Origin of the sequence: Candidatus Anaeroferrophillus wilburensis, from assembly GCA_016934315.1 — a bacterium.
In the GTDB taxonomy this organism is placed as follows: domain Bacteria; phylum Desulfobacterota; class Anaeroferrophillalia; order Anaeroferrophillales; family Anaeroferrophillaceae; genus Anaeroferrophillus; species Anaeroferrophillus wilburensis.
Genome location: JAFGSY010000032.1, coordinates 1 through 8,133 on the forward strand (window position 1 = coordinate 1; position 8,133 = coordinate 8,133).

10 protein-coding genes are annotated in these 8,133 nt (G+C 52.8%); 5 read left to right on the plus strand and 5 right to left on the minus strand.

Annotated features, from left to right (window positions below; translation table 11 throughout):
* Positions 1–48: 48 nt before the first annotated feature.
* From JXO50_08515 to JXO50_08525, 3 genes are all read right to left on the minus strand, one after another.
* Positions 49–450 carry a pyridoxamine 5'-phosphate oxidase family protein gene (locus tag JXO50_08515; protein MBN2333134.1) on the minus strand — a complete coding sequence of 134 codons (402 nt, stop codon included), beginning with the start codon at positions 448–450 and terminating at the stop codon, positions 49–51.
* A 77-nt stretch (positions 451–527) separates the two neighbouring features.
* Positions 528–1,448, minus strand: coding sequence for a TIGR01777 family oxidoreductase (locus tag JXO50_08520; protein MBN2333135.1), 921 nt, complete (start codon positions 1,446–1,448; stop codon positions 528–530).
* 234 nt (positions 1,449–1,682) lie between these two features.
* Complete coding sequence (locus tag JXO50_08525; protein MBN2333136.1) at positions 1,683–2,114, minus strand: pyridoxamine 5'-phosphate oxidase family protein; 432 nt, start codon at positions 2,112–2,114, stop codon at positions 1,683–1,685.
* Positions 2,115–2,692: 578 nt separating this feature from the next.
* On the opposite strand from JXO50_08525, the gene JXO50_08530 reads away from it, so the two are divergent.
* The gene (locus JXO50_08530; protein ID MBN2333137.1) at positions 2,693–3,757 is read left to right on the plus strand and encodes a cytochrome-c peroxidase; all 1,065 of its coding nucleotides are present in this window, start codon (positions 2,693–2,695) and stop codon (positions 3,755–3,757) included.
* A 155-nt stretch (positions 3,758–3,912) separates the two neighbouring features.
* Here the strand turns inward: JXO50_08530 and JXO50_08535 are convergent, their stop codons facing one another.
* On the minus strand, positions 3,913–4,212 hold the full coding sequence (locus JXO50_08535) for a hypothetical protein (GenBank protein MBN2333138.1): 300 nt from the start codon (positions 4,210–4,212) through the stop codon (positions 3,913–3,915).
* Between the two features lie 419 nt (positions 4,213–4,631).
* Here JXO50_08535 and JXO50_08540 point away from each other — a divergent pair, with 419 nt between their 5' ends.
* The 4 genes from JXO50_08540 (at position 4,632) to JXO50_08555 (ending at position 7,725) form a co-directional block, all read left to right on the plus strand.
* On the plus strand, positions 4,632–5,207 hold the full coding sequence (locus tag JXO50_08540; GenBank protein MBN2333139.1) for a cysteine hydrolase: 576 nt from the start codon (positions 4,632–4,634) through the stop codon (positions 5,205–5,207).
* A 29-nt stretch (positions 5,208–5,236) separates the two neighbouring features.
* Positions 5,237–6,085 carry a sulfurtransferase gene (locus JXO50_08545; GenBank protein MBN2333140.1) on the plus strand — a complete coding sequence of 283 codons (849 nt, stop codon included), beginning with the start codon at positions 5,237–5,239 and terminating at the stop codon, positions 6,083–6,085.
* Positions 6,086–6,125: 40 nt separating this feature from the next.
* Entirely contained in the window at positions 6,126–7,244 is a 1,119-nt protein-coding gene (locus JXO50_08550; GenBank protein ID MBN2333141.1) for an FAD-dependent oxidoreductase, read from the plus strand.
* Positions 7,245–7,347: 103 nt separating this feature from the next.
* Positions 7,348–7,725 carry a pyridoxamine 5'-phosphate oxidase family protein gene (locus tag JXO50_08555; protein MBN2333142.1) on the plus strand — a complete coding sequence of 126 codons (378 nt, stop codon included), beginning with the start codon at positions 7,348–7,350 and terminating at the stop codon, positions 7,723–7,725.
* Positions 7,726–7,868: 143 nt separating this feature from the next.
* Here JXO50_08555 and JXO50_08560 read toward each other — a convergent pair.
* Positions 7,869–8,133, minus strand: a 265-nt coding sequence (locus JXO50_08560; GenBank protein ID MBN2333143.1) for a hypothetical protein, incomplete at its 5' end; no start/stop codon positions are given.

Sequence of the window (8,133 nt, forward strand, 5' to 3'; positions counted from 1 at the left end):
CCCCCCCCCCCCCCCCCGGACGGGCTCCGGGAGGGGGAAGCTGGTCGTTTATGCTGTAGGATCGAGAACCTCTCCTGAGCCGATGAGCGACAGGACCTGGTCGATGGTGAAGGAGACGACCGCGAGATCTTTTGCTTCACCTGATGGTTCATGCAGTTTGCAGCGCTGGCAAATCTGTTCCACCAAGGCGGCATTATGTTCTTCCTTCACCTTAGTCAGATAGAGTCGGCAACCCCGGTATCCGGGACCGCTTTCCTGGAAGAGGTAGACAGCTGAACCGTTTTCCTGCAGGTTGCTGCGGGTCAGCTTGTTGGCCATGATGAAGACCGCTGTACCGTCATCGCCAATGTGGGGGCGGGAGTAGATGGCGGCGTTGACTTTGCCGTCCTGGCCGGCGGTGGCAAGCACCCCGGTGCCTCTGGTGTCATTGAAGTAGTTTTTCAAGTCCATGCTGTTCCTCCAACACTATTGTCTGTGTGCATTGATGATGGTTAAAGCATGCGGACCGTCCGCATGCCATCGATTGTTCACTGTTGTTTGAGGAGATCGGTCAGGGCTTCCGAAACCGTGGGAAAACGGAAAACGTAGCCAGCCTCCCGCAGGTTTTCCGGTGAAACCCTTTGCCCGCCGAGAAGCACAGTCGACATCTCCCCGAAGGCCAGTTTCAGCACCAGGGCCGGAATGCCGATCGGCAGCACCCGGCGATCAAGGGCCTGTGCCAGCTGTCGGGTGAATTCATCATTGGTGACCGATTCCGGTGCAACGCAGTTGAAAGGGCCGGAAAGTGCAGGTTTGTCAACCAGGAAAGCAAAGATGCTGGCAAGTTCACCCTGGTGAATCCAGGAAAACCATTGCCTGCCGGATCCCAGGCGGCTGCCAAGTCCCAGCCTGAAAGCCGGCAGCATCTTGCCCAGGACCCCGCCTGTGGCTCCCAGCACCAGGCCGAAACGGCAGCGCACCACCCGGGCGCCGTACTCCTCGGCCCGCAATGCTTCCCGTTCCCAATCCTGAGCCAGGTGGCCAAGAAAATCAGTTCCGGGACTGCTTTGTTCGGTCAGCAGCTCATCCCCCCGGTCGCCGTAATAACCCACTGCCGAAGTGCTCAGGAGGGCAATCTGCCGACCCTTGGCGGCCGCCATTTCGATGCCGTCAACCAGATGGTGGGTGGTGTTGATGCGGCTGTTGCGAATCTCATCCTTCTTGCTTTCGGTCCAACGGCCAATAATCGAAGCGCCGGCCAGGTTGATCGCCATGTCGTGGTCGGCCAGGGTCTCCTGCCATGATCCCGGCACGTTGGGGTCGCCTTGGCAGTAGCTGGCTCCGGATGGCAGGATGCGGCCTGAACGGATTTTTCGAGTCAACACCGTAACCTTATGGCCAGCCTCCACCAATTTTTTGGCCAGGTGGCTGCCGACAAAGCCAGTGCCGCCAGTGATAAAGATTTTCATGTTGCCCTCCTTGGATTGAAAACAACTCCCAAAGTTTTTTGAACAATACTATCTGCTCTATCTGTACAGCTTTAACTGCTGCAGGTGCAACTGAATAGAGTGAGCTATTGCCAGCTAACAATATAAAGACTATATTGTTTATCGTGTTTTTAAATAGTCTGCAAGCCTAAAATACTGTTGGAGATAACAGATTGCTCGCCGGGGTTGATTGTTGTAGGGCAGCGCAAAGGGAAATCAGGGGAGCATGCTCAACTGCACCACGCTTTGAAAATGGCTGACCAGGTAATAGGTTTGTACGCGGACCACCAGCAAGGCACACGAGGGATCCAGAACGAATGTCTTCAACAGCGGGTGGCGAGCGAGATAAAGTGGCAGGAATTCTTCCTTCTCGGTGTCTGTCGCTTCGGTGGCGGTGCCAACTGTGGTTACGGCGATGGCATCGCGGAAATCTTCTACCCGATTGGACCGGTTGTCGATGAGCAGGGAGACATGCGGATTGATGTCAAGGTTGGCGTATTTACGGCTTGTTCGCATGGTGGCGACAAGCAGCCGAGTGAGGTCTTCGGTGGCAGCAAAGGCCACTAAGCTCGTGTAAGGTGCATTGTTGTTGCTGGTGGCCAGTACGGCCAGCGGCTGTGATTGAAATAGGAATGTGAGTTGCTCCATGAATGCGGCCGATTCAGACATCCTCTTGCTCCTTTCCATGCTGTTAGACATTCTTTTGCCGTTGCCGTTCAAGCGGGTAGAACAAGCATAAGGGTAAGCAGATGACAGCCCTGAGCCGGCTTCTTCCATGTTCACCACTCACCACTGCATGTGGCCTGACTGCCGTTTCCCCAGAGTCAATGTACGACAGTATGCCTATGCGCAGCAAGAATTAAAAAGGTCAAAACCATCATGGGGGAAAGAGGGCGTTGGGTGGCAGGGCATATCGCCAAGGGAACAGTCCCGGCACAGCGTCTGGTTGATGATGGGGTCCCCCACTGGACATACTGGCTTTATCCGGCAATAATCTATTATGATAATAGTTTTTATTTGATTTAGCAGGCCAGATCTGGTAGGAGGAGTTTCCAACGGCAAAACTAAAAGTGGAAAAGTTTATTTTCACCCTTGAAAATTGTCTATTATGTTTTATATTAAGAATGACCAGCCTATTTGTTGCAGCTTGGTTGACGGAAATGATGGTAAAAAATAGTCGTAGGAAATAATTGAAACTGAAAAAGTTAAAAACAGAGGAGGGGAGTATGCAGAAAGTCAAAATGGTGATGGCTCTTTTTTTGATGTCATTGATGCTGGTGCCGATGGCTCAGGCCGACAATGCCCTGCGGGAGCAGGCCAAGGGAATGATTGTTCCCATTCCCAGTGCGCCGCCGGCCTTGAAGGGCAATCAGGCGACGCTAGCCAAGGTTGAGCTGGGCAAGGTTCTGTACTTTGATCCCCGTTTGTCCCGCAGTGCATTGATCAGCTGCAATACCTGCCACAACGTCGGGCTTGGCGGCGCCGACTTCCAGGAAACGTCCACCGGCCATGGCTGGCAACGCGGACCGCGGAATGCCCCGACGGTGCATAATTCGGTCTATAATTTTGCCCAGTTCTGGGATGGTCGGGCCAAAGACCTGGCGGAACAGGCCAAAGGGCCGGTGCAGGCCGGCGTTGAGATGAACAACACGCCGGAAAATGTCATCATCACCCTGAAAAGCATGCCAGAGTATATTGCCCTGTTCCAAAAGGCCTTTCCCGGCGAAAAGGATCCGGTGACCTTTGACAATATGGCCAAGGCCATTGAGGTGTTTGAGGCTACCCTGGTAACGCCGGGAGCTCCCCTTGATCGCTTCATCGAAGGTGACGACAAGGCATTGACCGAAACTGAGAAGAAGGGTTTGCAGGCATTTTTGAACAAAGGCTGTGTTGACTGCCATAGCGGCATCAATATGGGGGGTGACGACTACTATGGCTTCGGGGTGGAAGAAGCTCCGGCTGCTGAGATTATGGCCGGCGATGCGGGCCGCTATAAGGTTACCGCCGTCGAGGACGACCGGTACAACTTCAAATCGCCGTCGCTGCGCAACATCGAACTGACAATGCCGTACTTCCACTCAGGCAAAGTCTGGCGCCTGCGGGATGCGGTGGCGGTCATGAGCACGTCCCAGCTGGGTACCAAGCTCACAGATGCCGAGGTTGACGAAGTGGCTGCTTTTCTGAAGTCAACCACGGGCATTCAGCCGGTGGTTGATCATCCGATTCTGCCGAAGCCTACTGACAAAACGCTGAAACCGGATCTGGCGATGGCCGGGGATAAATCCCACTAAACGTTTTAGCCGTGAGATTGAAAAGAATGGGCGTCACCTCGGTGACGCCCATTCTTCTTGTGCTTTCCGGCAATTGTTCATGTCAATGGCGTGGCTGCTTTGTCGGCTTCCCAATAGCTGTCGGGTGCCTTCAAGGGAGGTGCCTGCTTCGTCCCTCAGGGCGTTTCTTCATAGAGCATGGGTTCTCCCATTTCAGAAAAGGAGAACGTGTTGAAGGCCCGTGGCCCCTGGTAGTCCAGAATCCTTAAATCATCAGTTTCATGGAGGTCCTGGACTACCAGGTCATAATGCCCTGCATATCTTTTTTTGGCTTCCTCGAGAGGTACCTCGTAGGCGATGAATTTGGTGATTCCCTTTGCCTTGAACTTTGCTATTAAGGCTTCATCGGTGATTTTTTCATACGAAGTCAAAAAGATTAATGCTCCGCTTCCTGTTAACAATAGTCCGGCTTTCATGGCGTCCCTCCTTCTCCTGTCTGTTGTCCTTTGCATTATCGACGATGGCAATTATGCTAAAAAATCAAACCAGTTAAGCTTAACAGCGGCATAGAATCCTGATATGGAAAAGTTAAGTAGATTTTTTCCTGGATGTCAAGAGGCTCGAATGAAAATTGCGCTGTGCTGGCCCGGAAAAGGTTCATGGAAAGCATTCCTGCCAGCAATGCTGATGCCTGCGGGATGCTTCCGCGCCAGCGGGTTATGTTGTCAGCTGCAACTCTTTTCGGCCTGGACAGTCAGTCGTGGCTGGCGAAAGTGTTTTGAATACCGGTAAAAATCGCAGCTCCAGAGAAGAAGTTATTGCGTAAGGGTGGGCAGGTTGTGTACACTGTAGCGGTTTGCTGTTGTCGACTGGTCATGGAAGGAGGTATATCCGCATGAAATCAGCGGGAAAAGAACAAGCGGCCCTCATTATTATTGATATGGTGAAGGACTATTTTGCCGCGGATAAAAACTATCCCATCACCCCTCTGGCCCGGGCGATCATTCCCCCGATCAATGACCTGATTCGCCAGTTCAGGGCGAAAGAGCTTCCCATTATTTTTTCCACCGATGCTTTTCAGACTGACGATTTTATCTTCAACAGCCGCATGCATCCCCATGCCATTGCCGGTTCCGAGGGCGCTGAAGTTATTGATGATCTGGATCGGGAAGCAGGTGACCTGTGGCTTCCAAAGCCCAGGTTTTCGGCTTTTTTTGACACCGGGCTTGCCGACATCCTCCATCATCAGGGTGTGACGCTCTGCGCCGTTGCCGGTATTGCCACCAATTTCTGTGTCCTGACGACGATCATGGATGCCCTATGCCATGATTTCAAGGCGGTTATGCTGGAAGATTGCAGCGCCGCGTTTTCCAACGAAATCCATGAAAAAACGTTGACCATCTTCAGGAAAAATCCCCTGCATCCTCTGTTCAGAGTGATGTCATCGGCAGACTTGGTACAGGAGTTGTGAGTTTTTAACCCATCACCAGGAGAGAAACTATGCGCTGGCGACAGTTTTTCACCCCCGTTGAATCGCTTGATGCCGACCAGGCCCGTTCATTGATTGACAAGAAGGACCATGATGAGGTTGCCATTCTGGATGTTCGTCAGCCCGGCGAATATGAAGCCGGGCATATTCCCGGCGCAACCCTGATTCCCTTGACCGATCTTGACGGTCGGCTTGATGAACTGGATAAGCAGAAAGAGACCGTGGTCTACTGCGCCATCGGCGGCCGCAGCCGGGTGGCTGCCCAGATGCTCGCCGGCCGGGGGTTCAGCCATGTCTACAACCTGCGGGGTGGCTTCAGGTCCTGGTCCGGCACCGCCGCACTGGGAGATACCGCCTTTGGAGGTGTTGACCGGGGGGTAGAGCTGTTTGCCGGCAGTGAATCGCTTGGCTCGCTGCTGGTGGTGGCCTATTCATTGGAACAGGGACTGCGGGACTTTTATCTTGGAATGATCGGGCAGGTGAACAGCCGGGATGCCAAAGATCTTTTTCGGCGGCTTGCTGATATGGAGAGTGACCATCAGGAGCAGCTTTTCCAGGAATATCTGCAGCTCATGGACACCCCGGTCAACCGTGATGATTTTGAACATGAGATCCTGGCCGATGTAGTGGAAGGGGGCTTGACTACGGAGGAATATCTGCGGTTGTATGCTCCTGATCTGGAAAAGGCTGAGGATGTGGTTGGTCTTGCCATGGCCATCGAAGCCCAAGCTTTGGATCTCTATCTGCGGGCGGCGGATAACCATGAGGACCAGAGGGCTGTTGAGATGCTCAGCAGGATTGCCCGGGAAGAGCGGTCCCACCTGAAAGAACTGGGTGCATTGATGGATAGCCTGGGCTAGATTGCCCGCAGCAGTCATTCCAGGACAGAGAGGAGAGCGGATGGGAAAGCAGCTGGTGCTGGCCGGCGGTGGTCACGCCCATATGGTGACTTTGGCCAACCTTGGCCAATTTGTTGCAAAAGGTCATCAGGTAACGGTGATTCAGCCGTCAGTATACCATTACTATTCCGGTATGGGACCCGGCCTGTTGGGGCGAACCTATCGGCCGGAAGATATCCGCTTTGCCACCCGGCAGCTGGTGGAGAAGAACGGCGGCCGGTTTATCCTCGATAAAGTGGCCCGGATTGATGCTGAGCGGAAGAAGGTGGTGCTGGTTTCGGGTGGTGAGGTTGCCTATGACGTTCTTTCCTGCAATACAGGCAGTTATGTCTCGACTGCCATTGTCAGGGGGGAGGTGGCAGACCTGTTCACTGTTAAACCCATTGATCAGCTGCTTAAGGCCCAGAAGCGGATTGTGCAGCTGGTCGCTCGGCAGAAAATCACCATTACTATCATTGGCGGTGGCCCGGCGGCGACTGAAATTGCCGGTAATGTCTGGCGGTTGGCACAAGACAATGGTGGTTATGCTCCCCATATCCGCGTTTGTGCAGGTCGGGAGTTTCTTGGCCGTTTTCCGGCCGGCGTTCGGCGCAAAGCTTTTGATTCCCTCAGCAGCCGTGGTATCGAAATACTGGAGGGGGAACGGGTGCAGGCTGTTGCGGCCGGCCGGGTGGTCTTTGCCTCGGGGCAGGAACTGGCAACCGATCTTGTCTTTCTGGCGCTCGGGGTGGTGCCTTCACCGATTTTCATGGATTCCGGTCTGCCCACCGGCCCGGACGGCGGGCTGCTGGTGAATGAAGATCTGCAGTGCAAGGCACATCCAGAAATCTTTGGCGGCGGCGACTGTATTTTCTATGAGAAGCAGCCCCTCGATAAGGTGGGGGTCTACGCCGTTAGGCAGAATCCGGTTTTGTTTCACAACCTCATGGCTTCACTTGACGGAGGCAGTCTGCAGTCTTTCAGCCCCGGCGGCGATTACCTGCTGATCTTCAATATGGGCGATGATACCGGTGTTCTCCATAAATGGGGGATGACCTTTGCCGGCCGACTGGCTTTTACGATCAAGGATGCCATCGATCGAAAATTCATGCGCAGGTTTCAGGCGCTGGAGACGAAATAGCTTTTTTGCAGGAAATTTTTCTGTGTTCCTATCTGCCTGCAGGTCCAGTGATGAGTATCAGAAACTGAAGGCAGCAACTGAAAATGATAAGGAGGAAACAGGCATGGCAAAACTACCGGAAGCAGTAAAAGATGCGTGGGAGCATCGCGAAGGCCCCATTGTTTTTTCAACTGTAGATGAGAACGGAGTACCCAATGCCATTTATGCCACCTGTGTAGCGTTGCATGGTGATGGAGCCATTGTGGTGGCGGACAACTATTTTGATAAAACCAAAAAAAATATCCTGGCTGGCAGCCGGGGTTCTATCCTGTTTATCACCAAAGAAAATAAGGCTTATCAGGTTAAGGGAAGCATCGAATATTATCGTGAAGGAGATATCTTTGAGGCGATGAAGCAATGGAATCCCACCAAGCATCCAGGCCATGCCGCCGCTGTATTGTGGGTTGAGAAAGTATATTCCGGGGCGGAAAAGATTCTCTAAACGTATACGTAGTATTGCATGGTTTTGACAAGAACTTTGTGCCTGCGGGTGAGGGTGACACGTGCTGACGTGTCACCCAATTTTCCATTATATGATTGAATTTACTGCTGTTTTCCCCTCTTTAACTGCTTCCCTCCTTCCTGTCAGCTCCAGCAATTGACCTCGTCTGACGTCCCCTGTTCACCTGCATGCCGATCTGCCACTTTAATCTTTCCGGTTTCCTTGGTTGAAAGACAAAGGCTCATATCCCCATAAGTCGTCATGTGTGCCTTGTTGTGCCGGTAGTTATTATTTGTTTTTCCTATGGAAGAATAAGGTATTAGATAACGTATAATAAATTTCGCTTTTATAAAAATGGCAGTGCCCTTACAATTGGGATCAATTGAAGACCGCAAAGAAATCAATTGA